This window comes from Streptomyces luteolus, assembly GCF_029968015.1.
In the GTDB taxonomy this organism is placed as follows: domain Bacteria; phylum Actinomycetota; class Actinomycetes; order Streptomycetales; family Streptomycetaceae; genus Streptomyces; species Streptomyces luteolus.
In genome coordinates, this window is sequence record NZ_JASCIS010000031.1 from 1 (window position 1) to 19283 (window position 19283).

At 72.3% G+C, this 19283-nt stretch carries 19 protein-coding genes and 1 pseudogene; 5 read left to right on the top strand and 15 right to left on the bottom strand.

The annotated features are described in order from the left end of the window. Window positions 1–164 precede the first annotated feature (164 nt). From QIT00_RS26145 to hutU, 4 genes and pseudogenes are all read right to left on the bottom strand, one after another. A pseudogene (locus tag QIT00_RS26145) lies at window positions 165–296 on the bottom strand (DUF779 domain-containing protein); the annotation flags it as partial. A gap of 48 nt (window positions 297–344) precedes the next feature. Beyond that, a complete protein-coding gene (locus QIT00_RS26150; RefSeq protein ID WP_282537857.1) occupies window positions 345–848 on the bottom strand; it encodes a hypothetical protein in 504 nt (167 codons plus the stop codon). A 329-nt stretch (window positions 849–1177) separates the two neighbouring features. Beyond that, a complete protein-coding gene (gene hutG / locus QIT00_RS26155; RefSeq protein ID WP_282537858.1) occupies window positions 1178–2158 on the bottom strand; it encodes a formimidoylglutamase in 981 nt (326 codons plus the stop codon). Next, complete coding sequence (hutU, locus tag QIT00_RS26160) at window positions 2155–3831, bottom strand: urocanate hydratase (protein WP_282537859.1); 1677 nt, start codon at window positions 3829–3831, stop codon at window positions 2155–2157. The genes hutG and hutU overlap by 4 nt, the downstream gene beginning before the upstream one ends. Before the next feature lie 324 nt (window positions 3832–4155). Between hutU and hutC the strand changes: the two genes are divergently transcribed. Further along, entirely contained in the window at window positions 4156–4905 is a 750-nt protein-coding gene (hutC, locus tag QIT00_RS26165; protein WP_282537860.1) for a histidine utilization repressor, read from the top strand. Here the strand turns inward: hutC and QIT00_RS26170 are convergent. Then, window positions 4838–5719, bottom strand: coding sequence for an IclR family transcriptional regulator (locus tag QIT00_RS26170; protein WP_282537861.1), 882 nt, complete (start codon window positions 5717–5719; stop codon window positions 4838–4840). The genes hutC and QIT00_RS26170 overlap by 68 nt on opposite strands. Window positions 5720–5861: 142 nt before the next feature. On the opposite strand from QIT00_RS26170, the gene QIT00_RS26175 reads away from it, so the two are divergent. Both QIT00_RS26175 and hutH read left to right on the top strand, forming a co-directional pair. Beyond that, a complete protein-coding gene (locus tag QIT00_RS26175; RefSeq protein ID WP_282537862.1) occupies window positions 5862–7289 on the top strand; it encodes an amino acid permease in 1428 nt (475 codons plus the stop codon). A gap of 301 nt (window positions 7290–7590) precedes the next feature. Next, entirely contained in the window at window positions 7591–9129 is a 1539-nt protein-coding gene (gene hutH / locus QIT00_RS26180; RefSeq protein ID WP_282537863.1) for a histidine ammonia-lyase, read from the top strand. 24 nt (window positions 9130–9153) lie between these two features. Here hutH and QIT00_RS26185 read toward each other — a convergent pair whose 3' ends face one another. The 3 genes from QIT00_RS26185 to QIT00_RS26195 all read right to left on the bottom strand — a co-directional run bounded on the left by QIT00_RS26185 (window position 9154) and on the right by QIT00_RS26195 (window position 10787). Then, entirely contained in the window at window positions 9154–9918 is a 765-nt protein-coding gene (locus QIT00_RS26185; protein WP_282537864.1) for an IclR family transcriptional regulator, read from the bottom strand. A gap of 84 nt (window positions 9919–10002) precedes the next feature. Then, window positions 10003–10284 carry a transcriptional regulator gene (locus QIT00_RS26190; protein WP_282537865.1) on the bottom strand — a complete coding sequence of 94 codons (282 nt, stop codon included), beginning with the start codon at window positions 10282–10284 and terminating at the stop codon, window positions 10003–10005. Then, the gene (locus tag QIT00_RS26195) at window positions 10281–10787 is read right to left on the bottom strand and encodes a hypothetical protein (RefSeq protein WP_282537866.1); all 507 of its coding nucleotides are present in this window, start codon (window positions 10785–10787) and stop codon (window positions 10281–10283) included. The genes QIT00_RS26190 and QIT00_RS26195 overlap by 4 nt, the downstream gene beginning before the upstream one ends. Before the next feature lie 324 nt (window positions 10788–11111). On the opposite strand from QIT00_RS26195, the gene QIT00_RS26200 reads away from it, so the two are divergent. Beyond that, complete coding sequence (locus QIT00_RS26200; protein ID WP_282537867.1) at window positions 11112–11261, top strand: hypothetical protein; 150 nt, start codon at window positions 11112–11114, stop codon at window positions 11259–11261. Between the two features lie 20 nt (window positions 11262–11281). On the opposite strand, the gene QIT00_RS26205 is transcribed toward QIT00_RS26200, so the two are convergent. From QIT00_RS26205 to ltnD, 7 genes are all read right to left on the bottom strand, one after another. Further along, window positions 11282–12064, bottom strand: a complete 783-nt coding sequence (locus tag QIT00_RS26205; RefSeq protein WP_282537868.1) for a FadR/GntR family transcriptional regulator — start codon at window positions 12062–12064, stop codon at window positions 11282–11284. A 17-nt stretch (window positions 12065–12081) separates the two neighbouring features. Continuing rightward, a complete protein-coding gene (gene denD / locus QIT00_RS26210; RefSeq protein ID WP_282537869.1) occupies window positions 12082–13122 on the bottom strand; it encodes a D-erythronate dehydrogenase in 1041 nt (346 codons plus the stop codon). Further along, window positions 13119–13949: a 2-oxo-tetronate isomerase gene (gene otnI / locus QIT00_RS26215; RefSeq protein ID WP_282537870.1), complete on the bottom strand. Its 831-nt coding sequence runs from the start codon at window positions 13947–13949 to the stop codon at window positions 13119–13121. The genes denD and otnI overlap by 4 nt, the downstream gene beginning before the upstream one ends. Before the next feature lie 113 nt (window positions 13950–14062). Next, entirely contained in the window at window positions 14063–15367 is a 1305-nt protein-coding gene (locus tag QIT00_RS26220) for an MFS transporter (RefSeq protein ID WP_282537871.1), read from the bottom strand. Between the two features lie 111 nt (window positions 15368–15478). Next, the gene (locus QIT00_RS26225) at window positions 15479–16153 is read right to left on the bottom strand and encodes a class II aldolase/adducin family protein (protein ID WP_282537872.1); all 675 of its coding nucleotides are present in this window, start codon (window positions 16151–16153) and stop codon (window positions 15479–15481) included. After that, window positions 16150–17436: a 3-oxo-tetronate kinase gene (gene otnK, locus QIT00_RS26230; RefSeq protein WP_282537873.1), complete on the bottom strand. Its 1287-nt coding sequence runs from the start codon at window positions 17434–17436 to the stop codon at window positions 16150–16152. The genes QIT00_RS26225 and otnK overlap by 4 nt, the downstream gene beginning before the upstream one ends. Before the next feature lie 2 nt (window positions 17437–17438). After that, window positions 17439–18470 carry an L-threonate dehydrogenase gene (gene ltnD / locus QIT00_RS26235; protein ID WP_282537874.1) on the bottom strand — a complete coding sequence of 344 codons (1032 nt, stop codon included), beginning with the start codon at window positions 18468–18470 and terminating at the stop codon, window positions 17439–17441. A gap of 211 nt (window positions 18471–18681) precedes the next feature. On the opposite strand from ltnD, the gene QIT00_RS26240 reads away from it, so the two are divergent. Beyond that, on the top strand, window positions 18682–19260 hold the full coding sequence (locus QIT00_RS26240) for an NUDIX domain-containing protein (RefSeq protein ID WP_282537875.1): 579 nt from the start codon (window positions 18682–18684) through the stop codon (window positions 19258–19260). The last annotated feature ends 23 nt before the right edge of the window (window positions 19261–19283 follow it).

Sequence of the window (19283 nt, forward strand, 5' to 3'; positions counted from 1 at the left end):
ACCCGGTGACACCACCCCCCAGGTCATGTCTTCGACAGGGGGACACAGTCATGCCGGGCCCGAAGGCCAGCGGCCCTCTTGCAGGACCGCGAAGAAGATAACGGGGACCCCCATGACGCCGTGGCCTGATCCGCACAGATCGGGGAGGCGGACCCAGCCCTCCGGATGCACATCGGCGCGCTGCCGTCGCAGCAGCCGCCGGACTGGTGGAACATCAGCGGTCCGTGGTGCGCCCGCAGCCGCCGCACCAGTTCGGCGGCCGCGGGGGTCAGCTCCACGCGGGGCTCGTCAACCATGCGGACCAGTCCACGCCCCGCGACGTTGCAAGATCCGAAGGAGACGGCCTAGGCGCCGGCGCGGGCGCGGCGGCGCAGGACCGCGACCGTACCCGCCCCGGCGAGTGCGACCAGGCCCACGCCGATCGCGATGTCCGTGCCGGTGGTGCCCTCGTGCGCGCCGCCGAGTCCGCCGCGTACGCCCCGGGTCGGTGAGGGAGAGGCGGACGGGCCGGCGACGGTGATCGAATAGGTCGACGTGCCGCCGCCGGGGCAGGCGACGTCGACCGTGTGGCTGCCGGGGCGGGCGTTCCGCTTGATGGTGGCGTTGCCGGTGTAGAAGCCGCCGGAGCCGGAGGAGAGCGGGACGCTGCGGGTGAACGCGTCGGACGTGGCGGTCGCGGAGGAGGCGGTGCAGCCGCCGGAGACGGAGACCACGACGGACGCTCCGGGTGGGGCCGGGCTCGGCGTGATGGACAGGGACGGCTGCGGTTCCGCCACGGCCGCCCCGGCGACGCCGACGACGGCGAGGGAGGAGACGGCGAGGGAGCCGAGCAGGTGTGCAGGACGCATGGGGAACCCCACTTCCCGGCGCGGGCCGTCGTTCCGGATCCGTCGGCTGCCTGACCGCGCCGCGCTCTCATGGAACGTGGCCGGTGCGGGCGTCAGCACCTCGGTACGGACCGCCGAACGGGCGGCACCCGTCCGTGCCGCCGACCGAACCCGCTGGTCATACGACCGGGGCCGGGCGCCGCACCCGCCCGGCCCCGGTAGCCCGTGTGTGTGAGGGACACCCGGGCCGAGGGAGGAAGCCGAAGGAGCGAGCCGAGGAAGGTTGGTGCGGTCGCCGGGCCGCGGCTGTCCTCTGCTGCGCGGCCCGGCGACCAGATCGTGAGGGCCTGTCAGGCCTTCCGGACCGCCGCGTGACGTGTCGTCAGGATGCGGTGGACGAGCCGGGCGCCCGCGCGGGCCGTCCGGTGGTCGACGTCGAGGTCCGGGTTGAGCTCCGCCACGTCCACGACCAGCGGCTTGCCGCTCGCCGCGATCCGGGCGCAGACGCGCTCGACGATCTCCATCTGCACGCCGTGCGCGGCCGGGGCGCTGACGCCGGGCGCGACCGCGGCGGGCAGCACGTCGAGGTCGATGCTCAGGTGCAGCACGTCACCGCCGTCGACGAACGCGTCGGTGAACGCGTCCACCCTGGCCACGTCGAGCAGCCCGCACTCCGTGTCCGGCAGATACCGCACGCCGAGCGCGTCCGCCGTACGGAACAGATGCTCGGTGTTGCTCGGCTGGCTCACGCCGAGGACCTGGTAGTTCAGCCGCCGACCGTGCTCCTCCTCGCTCCGCGCCATCTGCAGGAACGGCGTGCCGGAGCTGGGGCGGACGTCGTCGCGCAGGTCGAAGTGCGCGTCCAGGTTCAGCACGGCGAGCCGTCCGCCGGACCGCAGCACGCCGCAGTCGCGCAGGCCCAGATACGTGCCGTACGCCACCTCGTGACCGCCGCCGAGGACGATCACCGGGGAGCCGCTGTCGAGCAGCGCGGTGACGGCCTCGCCGAGGCGCCGGTGGCCCGACTCCAGGTCTCCGTCGGCGACTTCGACGTCACCGGCGTCGAGCGCGGTCAGCGGGGCCGGGAGCGCCATCGACGCGAGGGCGGCCCGCAGCTCGCGCGGACCGTTCGCCGCGCCCTGCCGCCCCTTGTTGCGCCGTACGCCCTCGTCGCTGCGGAAGCCGACGAACGCCGCGTCCCACGGGCCGGGCTCACCACAGGCCGTACGGACGACGTGGTGCCAGCGCAGATGGGCGTCCCCGGGACCGTCGTCCCGGCCGTGCCACCGCTCCGCGGGCGCGTCCACGGGGACGGAGAGAGTGGCGCTCACTTGGCCTCGCCCTCGGTCATCGGGATGCGCACGCCGCGCTCGCGGGCCACGTCACCGGCGTGCTCGTACCCGGCGTCGACGTGCCGGATGACACCCATGCCGGGGTCGTTGGTGAGCACCCGGGACAGCTTCTGCGCGGCCAGTTCGGTGCCGTCGGCGATGCAGACCTGGCCGGCGTGGATGGAGCGGCCCATGCCGACGCCGCCGCCGTGGTGGAGGGAGACCCAGGAGGCGCCGGAGGAGGTGTTCACGAGGGCGTTGAGCAGCGGCCAGTCGGCGATCGCGTCGGAGCCGTCGAGCATCGCCTCGGTCTCGCGGTACGGGGACGCCACCGAGCCGGAGTCCAGGTGGTCGCGGCCGATGGCGACCGGGGCGGACAGCTCGCCGTTCGCGACCATCTCGTTGAACTTCAGGCCGGCGCGGTGGCGTTCGCCGTAGCCGAGCCAGCAGATGCGGGCGGGCAGGCCCTCGAAGGAGACGCGCTCGGCGGCCATGTCGAGCCAGCGGTGCAGGTGCTCGTTCTCCGGGAACAGCTCCTTGATGGCCTTGTCGGTGGCCTCGATGTCCTTCGGGTCGCCGGACAGGGCGGCCCAGCGGAACGGGCCGAGGCCCTCCTCGAACAGCGGGCGGATGTGCGCAGGGACGAAGCCGGGGAAGGCGAAGGCGCGCTCGTAGCCCGCCTTGCGGGCCTCGTCGCGGATCGAGTTGCCGTAGTCGAACACCTCGGCACCGGCGTCGAGGAAGCCGACCATGGCCTCCACGTGCAGCCGCATCGACTGCCGCGAGCGCTCGGTGAACCCGGCCGGGTCCGCCTCGCGCTCCTTGTCCCAGTTCTCGACCGAGACGCCGACGGGCAGGTAGGCGAGCGGGTCGTGGGCGGAGGTCTGGTCCGTGACGATGTCGATCGGGGCCTTGCGGCGCAGCAGCTCCGGGAAGACCTCGGCGGCGTTGCCGACGACGCCGATGGACAGGCCGCGGCGCTCGTCACGCGCCTGGACGGCCAGCTCCAGGGCGTGGTCCAGGTGGTCGGCCTTGACGTCGAGGTAGCGGGTGCCGATGCGGCGGTCGATGCGGGTCTCGTCGACGTCGACGCAGATCGCGACACCGTCGTTCATCGTCACGGCGAGCGGCTGGGCGCCGCCCATGCCGCCGACACCGGCGGTCAGCGTGATGGTTCCGGCGAGCGTGCCGTCGAACTTCTTGCGGGCGACCGCGCCGAAGGTCTCGTAGGTGCCCTGGAGGATGCCCTGGCTGCCGATGTAGATCCAGGAACCGGCGGTCATCTGCCCGTACATGGTGAGGCCGCGCGCCTCCAAGGAGCGGAACTCCTCCCAGTTCGCCCAGTCGCCGACCAGGTTGGAGTTGGCGAGCAGCACACGCGGCGCCCACTCGCTGGTGCGCATGACGCCGACGGGCTTGCCGGACTGCACGAGCATCGTCTCGTCGTCCTTGAGCGACTTCAGGGTCCGCACGATCGCGTCGTACGCGGCCCAGTCACGGGCGGCCTTGCCGGTGCCGCCGTAGACGACCAGGTCCTCGGGGTGCTCGGCGACCTCCGGGTCGAGGTTGTTCATGAGCATGCGCAGGGCGCCCTCCTGCTGCCAGCCGAGGCAGGTGAGTTCGCTGCCACGGGGTGCGCGGATGTGGCGGGCATCGGGGGAGGTGCCGGTCATGTTCACTCCAGGTCGCTTACGGAGGTACGGAGGTACGGAGGTACGGAGGTACGAGGTACGGAGGTACGGAGGTACGAGGTACGGAGGTACGCAGGCACACGCCGTACGAGGAGGTACGGGGGATGCTGTGTGCTCCATGACAGGCCCGGCGCGAGCCGCGATCCAGCGACGGGCCGCGAAGTTCTCGGATCCGAGAACGCGATCCGCCGCGGCCCCTGCCGCGACCGCCCTGACCAGGGCAAGTCGCCTCGCCTACACTGCCGGTGAGTCTCGGGCCGCGGCACGGCGGGCCGATGGGGGACGAGGACGGTGGACGGCTTGGTCGTGAGCGCTGAGGAACTCGCCAGGCTCTATGCGGCGCAGGAGCCCGGCTCGGCCCCGGCCTATCAGCGGGTCAAGGACCTGGTGGCGGGCCAGATCGCGGGCGGGAGCTGGCGCGAGGGGCAGGCGCTGCCCTCGGAGAGCCAGTTCGTGGAGTCCCTGGGCCTGTCCCGGATGACCGTCAACCGGGCCCTGCGCGAGCTGAGCGCCGAGGGCCTGCTGCGCCGCGTGATGGGTGTGGGCACCTTCGTGGGGCGGCGCAAGAGCAGCTCGGCGCTGGTCGAGGTGCACGACATCGCCGACGAGATCCGGGGCCGCGGCCATCAGCACACCGCCCGGGTGCTCTCCCTGCGCGAGGAGCTCCCGGACCCGGAGACCGGCGCCCAGCTCGGGCTCGACGGGCGGCGCAGCGCGTACCGCTCCCGGGTCGTGCACCTGGAGGACGGCAACCCGGTTCAGCTGGAGGACCGCTTCGTGCACCCGGACTTCGCGCCCGGCTATCTGCGGCAGGACTTCACGGCCCGTACGCCGTACGCGTTCCTGTCCGAGGTCGCGCCGCTCGGCCGGGGCGAGCACATCGTCGAGGCCGTGCTGCCCTCGGCCGAGGAGTGCGAGATCCTGCGCGTCGGCCCGTCCGAGCCCTGCCTGCTGATCCGGCGGCGTACCTGGTCGGGCGAGGCGGTCGTCAGCGTGACGCGGCTGATCCACCCTGGCTCGCGCTACCGCCTGGAGGGGACGTTCGACGCGCACTGAGGCGCGTACCGGACGCGGGACGCCGGCCGGACATCGCGGCCGTCAACCGGGCCGCCGCGCGTTCCAGGACCTCGCGCACCTCGTCGGGGGAGTGCTTGCTGTAGTGCCGCTGCCAGGTGGAGCTGAGCGCGGCGACGGGCCGCTCGTTGTGGTCGAACGCCGCTACCCCGAGCGACCTGAACCCGTCGGAGACCAGCTCGACCTCCTCCGACCAGCCGCGTTCCCGGTCGGTGGCGAGCAGGTCGATCAGCTCGGCGAGCGAGCGCGGCCCCTTGCCCGTCCGCGTGATCAGGCTGGCCTGGCGCGGGAAGAGGGCGCGCAGCTGGGCCGGTGAGGAGTGCGCGAGGACGGCCCGGCCGTTGGCCGTGAGGTGGGCGGGCAGCCGTACGCCGACATCGGTCACGAGCGCCAGGTCCGCCTCGCCGGAGCGGCCGGACGGCGGGCGCTCCTTGAGCAGGTACACCGTCTCCGCCCCGTGCACGATGCCCAGGTGCACGGTCTGCCCGAGTCGGGCGGAGGCGCTGCGCAGGATCGGATGGGCGAGCCGCTCCAGGGGTTCGTGCCGCAGATAGGCCGAGCCGATCTCGAACGAGGCGACCCCGAGGCCGTACGCCTGCTCCTTCGGCAGATACGTGACGAAGCCGCGGTCCACCAGGACGGTGAGGATGTGGTACGCCGACGAGCGGGGGATGCCGAGCTCGCGTGCGAGAGCGGCCGCCTGCACCGGTCCGGAGCGGCCCGCGAGATGCAGGAGAATGTCCAGGGCTCGCCCGACGGCGGGCGAGGCGCTCGACGTCGTCTCTCGTTCACCCATTGGTCCACCTCTTGACGGGCCTGTATATACAGGAATATACAAGGCCCTCGTCATGCGGGATGTGCCGACGGAAGCCGTAGACCGGCCCGTGATCCAACCCCGCCACCTCGTCCGGAACACGGCGTTCCAAGGAGGCCCTTCCTTGACCAGCGACACCTCGTCGTCCCTGCAGCGCGGGCTCAAGTCCCGGCACATACGCTTCATCGCCCTGGGTTCCGCCATCGGAACCGGTCTCTTCTACGGTTCCTCGGAATCCATCAAGGCGGCCGGGCCCGGTGTCCTGCTGGCCTATCTCATCGGCGGTGCCGCGGTCTTCCTCGTGCTGCGCTCGCTGGGCGAGATGGCGGTGAGCAGTCCGTGCGCGGGATCGTTCGGTGAATACGCAACAAAATACCTCGGAAGGCTGCCCGGCTTCCTCACGGGCTGGACGTACGCCCTGGAGATGATCGTCGTCTGCCTGGCGGACATCACGGCCCTCGGGCTCTACATGGGCTTCTGGTTCCCCGACGTGCCCCGCTGGATCTGGCTGCTCGCGGCCGTCGCCGTCATCGGCGTGATGAACCTGTTCAGTGTGAAGGTCTTCGGCGAGCTGGAGTTCTGGCTGTCGTTCGCCAAGGTCGTCGCCATCGTCGCGATGATCCTCGGCGGGCTCGCCATCCTCGTCTTCGGCATCGGCGGCGACGGCGGCGCGAGCGTCTCCAACCTGTGGAGCCACGGCGGCTTCCTGCCCAACGGGGTCCAGGGGCTCGTGCTCTCCTTCGCCGTGGTGATGTTCGCCTTCGGCGGCACCGAGATCATCGGCGTCACGGCCGGTGAGGCGCAGGACCCGGAGAAGACGATCCCGAAGGCCGTCAACACCATCCCCGTACGCATCATCCTGTTCTACGTCCTGACCCTCGCCGTGCTCATGTCGCTCGACCCGTGGAAGCACATCGGGGCCGAGGGCAGCCCGTTCGTGGAGATCTTCGCCGGGCTCGGCGTCACGGCCGCCGCGGGCGTGCTGAACCTCGTCGTGATCATCGCGGCGCTCTCCGCGATCAACAGCGACATCTTCGCGGCCGGCCGGATCATGTACGGCATGGCCGAGCGCGGCCAGGCCCCGGCCGTCATGCGCAAGGTCTCCCGCAACGGCGTGCCCACGATGACCGTCGGCATCATGATCGGCGCCCTGCTGTTCGGCGTGGTGCTCAACTACCTGATGCCGGAACGGATCTTCCTCGTCATCGCCTCGATCGCCACCTTCGCGACGGTGTGGGTCTGGCTGATGATCCTGCTGTCCCAGGTCGCCGCCCGCCGCCGGATGACCCCGGAAGAGGTCGCGGAGCTCAAGTACCCGGCCCCCTTCTGGCCGTACGGGCAGATCGTCACGATCGTCTTCATGGCGGGTGTGGTCGTGCTGCTCGCGTTCTCCGAGGACACGCGGATCGCCCTGATCGTGGGTGGGGTGTGGCTGGCCCTGATGACGGCGGTGTTCTTCCTCTTCGTACGGCCGGGGTTGCGTTCCGCCGAGCCGGTTGACCGTGAGTCGGTGGACGCCGCCGAGCCACTGGAGACCGCACCTCGGGCGTAGGGCGTTCTGTTCCCCTCCCCGCCCCTTCCCGAAAGTCCTCGCCGGACGGGCCTCCTCAATCGCCGGAGGGGCTCAAATTGAGCCCCTCCGGCGATTGAGGAGCGGGGCCCGGGGCGGAGCCCCGAAGCGCCGCAGGCTTTCGGGAAGGGGCGGGTCAGGGGAGGAAAACCGGCGGCACCGCGAACCACGCGGTGCCGCCGGTTCTCGTCTGTCAGGGGCACCGTCAAGCGTCTGGGATGCCAGACAGCAACCCCTCCGTACCCCCTGCCGAAACCCCCCCGACCTCAGGCTTCATTGACCCATGAACGAAACCTTCGTAGGGGTCGGCCCCCTCTCCGCCGCCGATGTCGTGTCCGTCGCCCGGCACGGGGCCCGCGTGACCCTCAGCCACGAAGCCCTCGGCGAGATCTCCCAGAGCCGCAAGGTGATCGAGAACCTCGCCGACGACGTGGTTCCGCACTACGGCGTCTCCACCGGCTTCGGCGCCCTCGCCACCCGCCACATCCCCGTCGAGCTCCGCGCCCAGCTGCAGCGCAGCCTCGTCCGCTCCCACGCGGCCGGTTCCGGCCCCGAGGTCGAGCGTGAGGTCGTCCGCGCCCTGATGCTGCTCCGCCTCTCGACGCTCGCCACCGGCCGTACCGGTGTGCGCCCCGAGACCGCGCAGGCCTACGCGGACCTGCTCAACGCCGGTATCACCCCGGTCGTGCACGAGTACGGCTCCCTCGGCTGCTCCGGCGACCTCGCCCCGCTCGCCCACTGCGCCCTGGCCGTCATGGGCGAGGGCCAGGTGCGCGACGCCGCCGGCGAGCTGGTGTCCGCCGCCGACGCGCTCGCCGCCGCCGGGCTCACCCCGGTCACGCTGCACGAGAAGGAGGGCCTGGCCCTCATCAACGGCACCGACGGCATGCTCGGCCAACTCGTCATGGCCGCCCATGACTTGAGGCTGCTCCTGCGTACCGCCGACATCGCCGCCGCGATGAGCGTCGAGGGCCAGCTCGGCACGGACGCCGTGTTCGCCGCCGACCTCCAGGCCCTGCGCCCGCACCCGGGCCAGGCCGCGAGCGCCGCCAACCTCACCGCGCTGCTCAAGGACTCGGGGATCGTTGCGAGCCACCGCGGCCCCGAGTGCACCCGCGTGCAGGACGCGTACTCGCTGCGCTGCAGCCCGCAGGTGCACGGCGCCGCCCGCGACACCCTCACGCACGCCGAGACGGTCGCCGACCGCGAGCTGGCCAGCGCCATCGACAACCCCGTCGTCACACCCGACGGCCGCGTCGAGTCCAACGGCAACTTCCACGGCGCCCCCGTGGCCGCCGTCCTCGACTTCCTCGCGATCTCCGTCGCCGACCTCGCCTCGCTGAGCGAGCGCCGTACGGACCGCTTCCTGGACGTCGCCCGCAACCACGGCCTCAACGCGTTCCTCGCCGACGACCCCGGCGTCGACTCGGGCCACATGATCGCCCAGTACACCCAGGCCGGAATCGTCTCCGAGCTCAAGCGGCTCGCCGCCCCGGCCTCGGTGGACTCGATCCCCTCCAGCGCCATGCAGGAGGACCACGTGTCCATGGGCTGGTCCGCCGCGCGCAAGCTGCGCCGCGCGATCGACGGCCTGACCCGGGTCGTCGCCGTCGAGATCCTCACCGCGGCCCGCGCCCTCGACCTGCGCGCCCCGCTGGAGCCGTCCCCCGCCACGGCCGCCGTCCTGGCGGGCCTGCGCGAGCACGTCGAGGGCCCCGGCACGGACCGCTACCTCGCCCCGGAGATCGAGTACGCCGTCCAGTACGTACGCGAGGGCCGCGCCCTCGCCGCCGCCGAGTCGGTGACCGGCGAGCTGGGCTGAACCGGCGGGCGTCGGCGGGGCGGGTCAGGAACCCGCCCCGCCGATCCGACGGCTCAACTGCTCGGCCGTACGCGACACTTGGGCCGCGATCCGCCGCTGCTCCGCCGCGTCGACCTCCGCCGCGGGGAACGTGACCGCCACCCCGGCCACCGGGTGTGCCTGGTGGTCGAGGACGGCCGCGGCGACCGAGGCGAAGCCCGGGGTCACCTCGCCGTCCTCCGTGGCGTACCCGCGGCGGCGGGCCTCCACGAGCAGGTGGCGGAGCGCGGTGAGTGAACCGGGGCCCGTCTCGTTGCGCAGGACGAACGCGGAGGTGTCGGGGAACAGGGCGCGTACCTGTGCCGGGGAGAGGCCCGCGAGGACCGCTCGGCCGCTGGCGGTCAGATGGGCGGGCAGCCGGACGCCGACCTCGGTGACCAGCGGGGCCCGGCCTGGGGCGCGTTCCTCGATGACGTAGATGACCTCGCGCCCGTGCAGCACGGCGAGGTGGGCGTTGTGGCCCGTACGGTCGACCAGCTTCGCCAGCGGCACCCGGGCCAGGCGCTGGAACGGGGCCTGACGGCTGTAGCCGGAGCCGAGCTCGAAGGCCCCGACCCCAAGGCCGTACCGCCGTTCCTCCGGCAGATGCACGACGAAACCCTCGCGCGCCAGTGTGTCGAGCAGGTGGTACGTGGTCGAGCGCGGCACCCCGACGTCCCGGCTGATCGCCGCCGCGGGCACAGGGCCTGCCTGCCCGGCGAGGTAACGGAGGATCGCGAGCACCTGAGCGGCGGCGGGTACTTGGGCCATGGCGGGAGGTTACGTCCGGGCCCGCGCCCCTTCCCGTAGGCCTGCCCCGATGTTCTGGGATCCGAGACACCGACCGGCGAGGTCTCAGGGGCCGACGATCTCGCGCAGCGCCGCCAAGTGCCCCTGGTACGCCTTGCGGCCCGCGGCCGTCAGCCGCAGCCACACCCGCTGCCGGGTGTCCCGCACGGCCTTGCGCTGCTCCACGTACCCGGCATCGATCAGTGCTCCTGTGTGTTTGCTCAACACCGATGCGGACAGGCCGAGTTGCTCCTGCAGCACCGCGAACTCGGCTTCCCCCGCCGCCTCCAGGAGTGCGCAGATGCGCAGCCGGTTCGGGGCGTGGATCAGGTGGTCGAAGCCGTTCAACGGGCGCCGGCCTTGCGGTGCAGTCGTACGAAGGCGAGGTGGAAGCCGACCGACACCGCGGCGGCGAGGGCTGAGGCGGCGACGATCCACGCCGACCGGCCCGTGAGCTTGAACGCCCAGGCCGAGCCCACGAGCAGGAGCGGGAGTCCGGTCACCAGCGGCACGGTCACCGTCTTCGGCAGGACGTCGAAGCGGAGCGCGACGCCCGTGCGGCGCCGCCAGGCGCGGCCCGCGTAGGCGAAGAGGGCCAGGTAGACGAGCGTCGACACCGCGAGCGTCGCCGTCCAGGCCGGGGTAGGGAGCAGCCAGTCGCGGTCGCTGAGCATCCCTCCGTAGGCGACGGGGAAGAGCGCGACGTACGCCGTGATCACCGTCGCGAACCAGAGCGGCCAGGGGGTGGCGGAGCGGGCCGCCGTCGACTCCTGGACGCACGCCGCGTCGGCGAGCGCGGCCCGCGCCTCGTCGGGGGTGGGCCGGTCGGGGAAGTGCGTGTCAGTTTCCACATCGGAAAGCGTATCGGTGAGTTTCCGGTGTGGCAAGTGAAGGGTTTCTGGTGTGGAAAGAGAGCGGTGGGGGGCAACTCCCTTACGCGTCGCGTAGTTGCCCTGAGATGCGCACTCCGTGCCGCATCTCCAGGGCGCGTGCAGGGGAGGCGGCGGCGAAGCCGCATGCCTCAGGGGCGCGGGGAACTGCGCGAGCGACCACGACGCCGCCGCACCCGTGCACGAGACCCCGACCGCCCCCGACCTGCCGCTGGGCCCGGGGGCGGGCATCCACCGCTGCACCGGCCCCGTGGACGTGGGCGGCATGTCGGGGGCGGTCGTGGCGTGCGGGATTGGGGTGAGGCGCTGGGCACTCTGACGATGTTCGGGATCATCGACGCGACGAGCGTGAACCGCGACCTGGGCAGCCCCGCGGCGGTGTTCTGGACGGGGGCGGGGGTCGCGGGGACGCTGGTGCGGAGGGGCTCGCGCTGAGCCCCTCCGGGGGGCCGTGCCTACTTCTTGCCGTCCAACCGCACGTCCTTCTTGTCGTCCAACCGCACGTCGACGTCGCCCCGCTCCGTCCAGAACCCCTCATCCGCGTCCTGCAGGCGCGAAGCCGCATGCTTCATGTGGCGGCGGACCGCGTCCCGGGCCGCGCGCGCGTCGCCGGACTCGACGGCCGCGAGGATCGCGTGGTGCTCGACCCGCACCGCCTCGATGAAGTCGTCCCGGCGAGCCTCGTTGGCGCGGGTGACGCGGATGCCGCCGCGCAGCACCTCGCCGAGGTAGCGGACGGTCGAGACCATGACCTCGTTGCCCGTCGACTCGGCGATCGACTGGTGGAACGCGAGGTCCTCGTCCACGCCGTCGCCCCCGGCGGCCACGGCCTCGTCGATCGCGGTGAGGGCCTGCCGCATCCGCTCGACGTCGGCCGGGGTGGCCCGGGTCGCGGCGAGGGAGGCCGCCTCGCCCTCCATGGCGCGGCGGACCTCCACGATCTTCAGGACCTTCGCCTTGGTCGCGGAGCCCTCGCCGTCCGCCTCCAGGTCGAGCGGCCGGGTGCGGCGCGGCATGACGAACACGCCGCGGCCCTGCCGGGGTTCGACGAGGCCGGCGTTGCGCAGCCGGGACACGGCCTCACGGATCACCGTGCGGCTCACGCCCAGCTGCTTCACCAACTCGACCTCGGTGGGCAGCTTGTCGCCCTCGGCGAGGCGTCCGGACTCGATCTCCTCCGAGAGGATCGCCGCGACCCGGTCGGCAAGCCGTACTGGGCCACTCACCTTGGAGAACATGCGTGCCAGTCTATCCGTCAGCCCTCGACCGCCCCGGCGGCGGCCGCCGCACCGGCGGTCACGGCTTCCGGGTGGTCCTCGACGTACGCCTGTACGACCGCCTCGAAACCGTCGTCGGGTGCGAGGCCGAGCGCCGCCGCCCGCGCGTTGTCGAAGACGGCGGGCCAGGAGCCGACGATCGCCTCGACCGCCGGGTCCGGCTCGACCGTCACGAGGTCGGCGACCGCGTCACCGGCGACCCGCCGCACGGTGTCGAGCATCTCCGCGACGGTGACGGTCAGCGCCGGAAGGTTCACCGGGAGCTCCCCGTCCAGCCGGCCGGGGCCGCTGCCGCGCTCCGCCTCGGCGATCCGCAGGATCCCCTCGACGGTGCGCCGCGGCGAGGCGAGCGCGACCCGCCGGTCCGGGCTGACCGGGCAGACCGCCGGAAGCCCGGCGAGCGGCTCGCGGACGATGCCGGACAGGAAGCCGGAGGCGGCCGCGTTCGGCTTGCCCGGGCGTACCGACACGGTCATCAGGCGGGCCACGCGCCCGTCGAGGAAGCCGCGGCGGGTGTACTCGGCGACGAGCTGCTCGCAGATCCGCTTCTGCACGCCGTAGCTGGAGCGCGGCGCGGGCAGCGTCGACTCGCTCACCACGGGCGGCAGCGGCAGCGCGGCGTCCGATCCGTACACCGCGACGCTGGACGAGAACACGATCCGGGGCAGCGGACCGCCCGCGGCGGCCTGGGCGCGGGCGGCCTCCAGGAGCGCCCGCGTGGTGTCCAGGTTGGCGCTCATGCCGAGGTCGAAGTCGGCCTCGCACTCGGCGGAGACGGCGGACGCCAAGTGGATCAGTACGTCGACGGGCTCCGCGAAGAGGTCGTCGAGCCGTTCCACGAGGTCGCCGCGGACCGCCCGCACCAGGGGGTCGGCCAGGAGCGGTGAGCCCTCGGGCACGAACCGGTCGGCGAGCACGAGCCGTTCGACGGGCGCCCCGCCCAGGGTGCGGCGCCGCAGCAGGGCCTCGGCGACCTTGTGCCCCAGGAAGCCGAATCCGCCGGTGATCACGATCCTCATGCCTGTGCTCCTCGGTTGTTCCTGTGCTGTGCGCCCTCGTGGTCCCGGATCCAGCCGAGCCCCTCGCTCGTGCCGGCGCGCGGGCGGTACTCGCAGCCGACCCACCCGCCGAAGCCCAACTCATCGACGACAGCGAGCAGATGACGGAAGTTCAGCTCGTTCGCGTCGTCCGGTTCGTGGCGGTCGGGCACGCCCGCGATCTGCAGATGGGCGACGCGGCCCGTGGGCAGGTCCCGGCGCAGCGTCGCCGTCAGGTCGCCCTCGACGATCTGGCAGTGGTACAGGTCCAGCTGCACCTTCAGGTGGGGCGCGCCCACCTCCCGTACGACGGCGTGTGCGTCGGCCTGCCGGTTCAGGAAGTAGCCGGGCATGTCACGGGTGTTGATCGGCTCGATGAGCACATCCACACCCGCGGCGGCGGCCCTCTCGGCGGCCCAGCTCAGGTTGGCCACGTACGTCGCGCGGCGCTCGGCCCACTGCTCGGGGGTCGCGTCCGCGGGTACGAGTCCGGCCATCACGTGCACCTGGCGGCAGCCGAGCACGGCCGCGTACTCCAGGGCCCGGTCGGTCCCGGCGCGCAGTTCGGCCTCGCGGCCGGGCAGTGACGCGAGGCCCCGCTCGCCCGCTTCCCAGTCGCCGGGCGGCGCGTTGAACAGCACCTGGCGCAGGCCGTGTTGGTCGAGCAGGCGGCGCAGTTCGGCCGGGTCGTGGTCGTACGGGAAGAGGTACTCGACGCCCTCGAAGCCGTCGGCGGCGGCCGCGGCGAAGCGGTCGAGGAAGGGGTGTTCCGTGTACATCATGGACAGGTTCGCGGCGAACCTCGGCATGGCTGCTCCTGTGCTCGGTACGGAAGCGGGTCCGGAAGTGGACGCGGACCCGGGCCCGGAAGCGGACGCGGACCCGGGCCCGGAATCGGTCCCGGTCCCGGTCCCGGTCCCGGTCATCGGTTGACGACCTGCTTCTTGGTCGTGAGGACCGCGGCGGCGCCGATGACGAGGCTCAGGGCAAGCACGTACATCGGGATCTCGGCCGACCCGGTGGCGTCCTTCAGCGCGCCGATCATGTACGGGCTGACGAAGCCCGCCAGGTTGCCCACCGAGTTGATCACGGCGAGCCCTGCGGCGGCAGCGGTGCCGCCGAGGAACGCGGTGGGCAGCGACCAGAACAGCGGGGCGCAGGTCAGCACACCGGCGGCGGCGCAGGACAGGGCGATGAGGGAGAGCGTGGTCGAGCCGCTCCAGCCCGCGGCCAGGGAGAAGCCGACGGCGCCCATGAGGCTGGGTATCACCAGGTGCCAGCGGCGCTCGCGGCGCTTGTCGGCGGAGCGGCCGAAGAGGTTCATCGCGACGAGCGCGGCGAGGAACGGCACGGCGCTGAGCACACCGATGGTGAGGGTGTCGTCGATGCCGGTCGACTTGACGAAGGTCGGCATCCAGAACGTCAGCGCGTACTGGCCCATCACGAAGCAGAAGTAGATGAGGCACATCAGCCACACCTTCGGGTCGCGGAAGCCGTCCCAGGCGCCGCCGTGCTTCTGGTGCGCGGTGTCCTTGGCGAGCGCCGCCTCCACGATGCCCTTCTCGTCGTCGGAGAGCCACTTGGCGCCGCGCACTCCGTTGTCGAGGTAGAAGAGGCAGGCCACACCGATCAGGATCGCCGGGATGGCTTCGAGCAGGAACATCCACTGCCAGCCCTGCCAGCCGTTCTTCCCGTGGAAGGCGTCCATGATCCAGCCGGAGAGCGGGTTGCCGAAGATACCGGCCACCGGGATCGCCGACATGAACATCGCGATGACGCGGGCCCGGCGGTGGGACGGGAACCAGTACGTGCAGTAGAGGATCACGCCCGGGTAGAACCCGGCCTCGGCGGCTCCGAGGAGGAAGCGGAGCGCGTAGAACGTCGTCTCGTCGGTGACGAACATGAACGAGCCGGAGACCAGACCCCAGGTGATCATGATCCGGGCGATCCAGGTGCGGGCGCCGATGCGCTGGAGCATCAGGTTCGACGGCACTTCGAAGAGGAAGTAGCCGATGAAGAAGAGCCCCGCACCGAGCCCGTACGCCGCTTCGCTGAGGCCGAGGTCGTCGGACATCTGCAGCTTGGCGAAGCCGACGTTGACGCGGTCCAGGTACGAGAAGACGTAGCAGAGGACCAGGAACGGGACGATACGGAGAACGACCTTGCGGAACACGGCGTTCTCGCGGGCGAGGTCGGGGGCCTCGGGCGTCGCGGTGGACGTGGACATGCGGAATCCTATCTGCGGCTCAGGGGATTCTCGGGCAGGAAGATGAACGGTCGTACGGGGACGGGTCGTACGGGGATGGGTCGTACGGGGATGGGTCGGCCGTCCCGGCGGTCACCAGGAGGCGCCGAACGTGGCCTTCAGTTCGTCGAGCGCGGGGACGGGGAGGGGCTCGGGGCGGCGGTCGGTCAGGAGCCAGAGGCGTGCGGTCTCCTCCAGCTCCTCGAGCACGGCGAGCGCGGACGCGGCGTCCGGGCCCCAGACGACCGGGCCGAGCCGGTCGAGCAGCACGGCCCTGATCGGGGTGGAGTCGGCGGCCCGCCGGGCGATGTGCCCGGCGACCAGGTCGGCCACGCGCGGATCGCCGGGCCGGTGGTACGGGACGAGCGGGACGTGCCCGACCTTCATGACGTAGTACGGCGTGATCGGGGGGAGCACGTCGTCCCGGCTCCACACGCCGGCCAGGGTCAGCGCGACGAGGTGCGTGGAGTGGGTGTGGATCACGAACCGGGCCGTGGGGTCGGCCTCGTAGATCCGCCGGTGCAGCGTGAGCGTCTTGCTGGCCCGGTCGCCCGCGACCCGGGTGCCGTCGGCGCCGACCAGGGCGAGGCGCTCCGGCGCGAGGAAGCCGAGGGCGGCGTCGGTCGGCGTGATCAGGTGCGCGTCGTCGAGCCTGGCGCTGAGGTTGCCGGCGCTGGCGTGCACGTACCCGCGTGCGAAGAGGCTGGTGCCGACGCGGACGATCTCGGCGCGGGCCGCGTCCACGGCCTGCTCGGAGGGGAGGGTCATGCGGGCTCCCCGGAGGCCGTGAGGCGGGCGAAGGCGTCCATGAAGAAGCCCGGGCCGCCGAAGTTGCCCGACTTCAGGGTGATGTGGAGGGTGTCCCCGCCGGGCAGCGCCGCCGCGCACCACGGCACGCCCGGGTCGATCTGCGGACCGATGCGCAGCCCGGTGAGGCCGAGTGCCCGCACGACCGCGCCGGAGGTCTCACCCCCGGCGACGGCCAACTGCCGTACGCCCAGGTCCACCAGGCCCCGCGCCACGCGGGCGAGGGTCTGCTCGACCAGCTCACCGGCCTCGGCGGCCCCGAGCCTGCCCTGCACGCTCTTGACGGTGTCCGGCGTCTCGGTGGAGTAGACGAGCACCGGCCCGTCGGCGAGGTGCCGGGCGGCGAAGGCGAGGGCCTCCCCGGCGACGTCCTCACCGGCGGCGATCCGTAGCGGGTCCACGCTGAACGCGGGCCGACCGGTGCTCAGGAACTCCCGCACCTGACCGTTGGTCGCGGTGGACACCGAGCCGGAGACGACGGCCTGGAGGCCCGCGGGCTCGGGGAGCCCGGCGGCGGCGCGGGACGGCTCGAAGCCCCAGTTGGCGGGCAGGCCGATGGCGAGCCCTGAACCGGCGGTCACCAGCGGGAGGCCCTTGACCGCCGCGCCGAGCGTGACGAGGTCGTCGTTGGAGACGGCGTCCACGATCGCGGCGCCGAACCCCTCCTTGCGCAACTCCTCGATACGGTCGAGGACTTCGTCCGCACCGGCCGCGACGGCGGTGTGGTCGATCAGACCCACCGGGCGCGCGGACTGCGACCGCAGTACGGACACCAGGTTGGAGTCCGTCATCGGCGTCAGCGGGTGGTGGCGCATGCCGCTGTCGCTCAACAGGACGTCCCCGACGAAGAGATGGCCCTTGAACACGGTCCGCCCGTTGTCCGGGAACGCCGGTGTGGCCACCGTGAAGTCCGTGCCGAGAGCGTCCATCAGGGCCTCGGTGACGGGGCCGATGTTGCCGTCCCGGGTCGAGTCGAAGGTCGAGCAGTACTTGAAGTAGATCTGCTCCGCACCCACCGAGCGCAGCCAGTCGAGGGCCCGCAGGGAGACCTCGACGGCCTCTTCGGCGGGCGTGGTCCGCGACTTGAGGGCGATGACGACGGCATCCGCGTCGACCGGCCCCGGGGTGCCGGGCGCGGGTACGTCGATCAGCTGGACGACGCGCATGCCCGCGCGTACGAGGTTGTTGGCGAGGTCGGTGGCGCCGGTGAAGTCGTCGGCGATGCAGCCGAGTCGGATCGTCATGGTCAGTTCTCCTCCGCCTGCCGGTGCTCGGGCAGCTCGACATCCTCCGGGCCGGGCGACTCGACGGCCTTCGGGCCGGGCGACTCGACATCCTTCGAGCCCGGCCGCTCGGCGTCCTTCAAGCCGGGCAGCTCGATCCCCGGGAAAGTCTTGATCACCGCGCTGTCGTCCTCGCCGCCCAGACCGGACGCGGAGGCGTGGAGGAACATCTGGTGCGCGGTGGCCGCGAGCGGCAGCGGGAACTTCTCCGGGCGGGCCGCGTCGAGCACCAGGCCGAGATCCTTGACGAAGATGTCGACCGCCGACAGCGGTGTGTAGTCCCCGGCGAGGACGTGCGCCATCCGGTTCTCGAACATCCATGAATTGCCCGCGCTGTGCGTGATCACCTCGTACAGCGCCTCGGCGGGCACCCCGGCCTTGATGCCGAGGGCCATCGCCTCGGCGGCCGCGGCGATGTGCACGCCCGCGAGCAGCTGGTTGACGATCTTCACCTGGGAGCCGGTGCCCGCCTCGTCGCCCAGCCGGTAGACGGTGCCGCTCATCGCTTCGAGCACCGGGTCGGCGACGGCGTACGCGGCGGGGGAGCCCGAGGTCATCATCGTCAGCTCGCCGCTCGCGGCCTTGGCGGCGCCGCCGGAGATCGGGGCGTCCAGGTAGAGCACGTCCCGCTCGGCGAGCCGCTGCTCCAGCCGGGCCGACCAGTTCGGGTCGGCGGTGGAGCACATCACGTACACGGAACCGGGACGCAGGGAATCGGCCGCCCCGCGGACGCCGCCCGCGCCGAACAGGACCGCCTCGACCTGTGCCGCGTTGACCACGACGCCGACGAGGACGTCGACCCCGGCCGCCAGCTCGGCGGCCGAGGCGCAGGCCGTACCGCCGTCCTCGGCGAAGGCGGTGGCCACCTCGGGGCGCAGATCGTGGACCCCGACGTCGAAGCCCGCGCTCCGCAGGCTGCGGGCCATCCCGAGCCCCATGGCCCCGAGGCCCACCACGCCCACGCGTGGCGGTGCCTGCCTGACCTGGTCGTTCATGAAACATCCTCGTTTCGCAGTGCGGTACGGGGCGGGAGCCCGGCACCGAAACCGTGCGGCGATCGCGTCATATGATGACCTGCGGACAGCGGCCCAGGGAACTGTGATGCCGGTCACAGGGCCGGGTCCGGCTCGCGCGAATTTCGAACCGGCCCGTCCTGGGCAGGACTTGCCGGACTTCGAACCGGCCCCTCCTGGGCAGGACTTCCCCATGGACGAACAGGAAGCCACTACTCCGGACGCGGCCGGTCTCGGCCCCTGGGCCCGCCACCGCCGCACACCCCTGTACGCGACCCCCCGCCTCACCGCCTACCGCGACGAGGTGACGTTCCCCGACGGCAGCACCGGCCCCTACAACTGGGTGCGCGTCCCCGACCAGGTGCGGGTGGCCGCCCTGGTCGATGGGGCGCTCCTCGTCTGCGAACAGCACCATTACCTGACCGGCGTGATGTGGCAGCTGCCGGGCGGCTCCGTCGACCCGGCGGACGGCGACTCCGCCACGGCCGCCCGCCGTGAACTCGCCGAGGAGACCGGCTACCGCGACGGCCACTGGACCGACCTCGGCACCCTGCATCCCCTGCCCGGCGCCGCCCCGGCCCGCGTGCACCTGTGGAGCACGGTCGACCCGGACCCGTACCCGGCGGCGCCGGAACCCGTGGAGGCGGACCTGAAGATCCATCACATACCCCTGGCCGAGGCGGTGTCGGCGGTCCGCGACGGGCGGCTGCGGTGCGCGGCGAGCGCGGCACTGGTGCTCGCGGTGGCCTTGGGGGAGGGGCGCAGGTCCTGACGACCGGACGGGCCTGGCCGCCC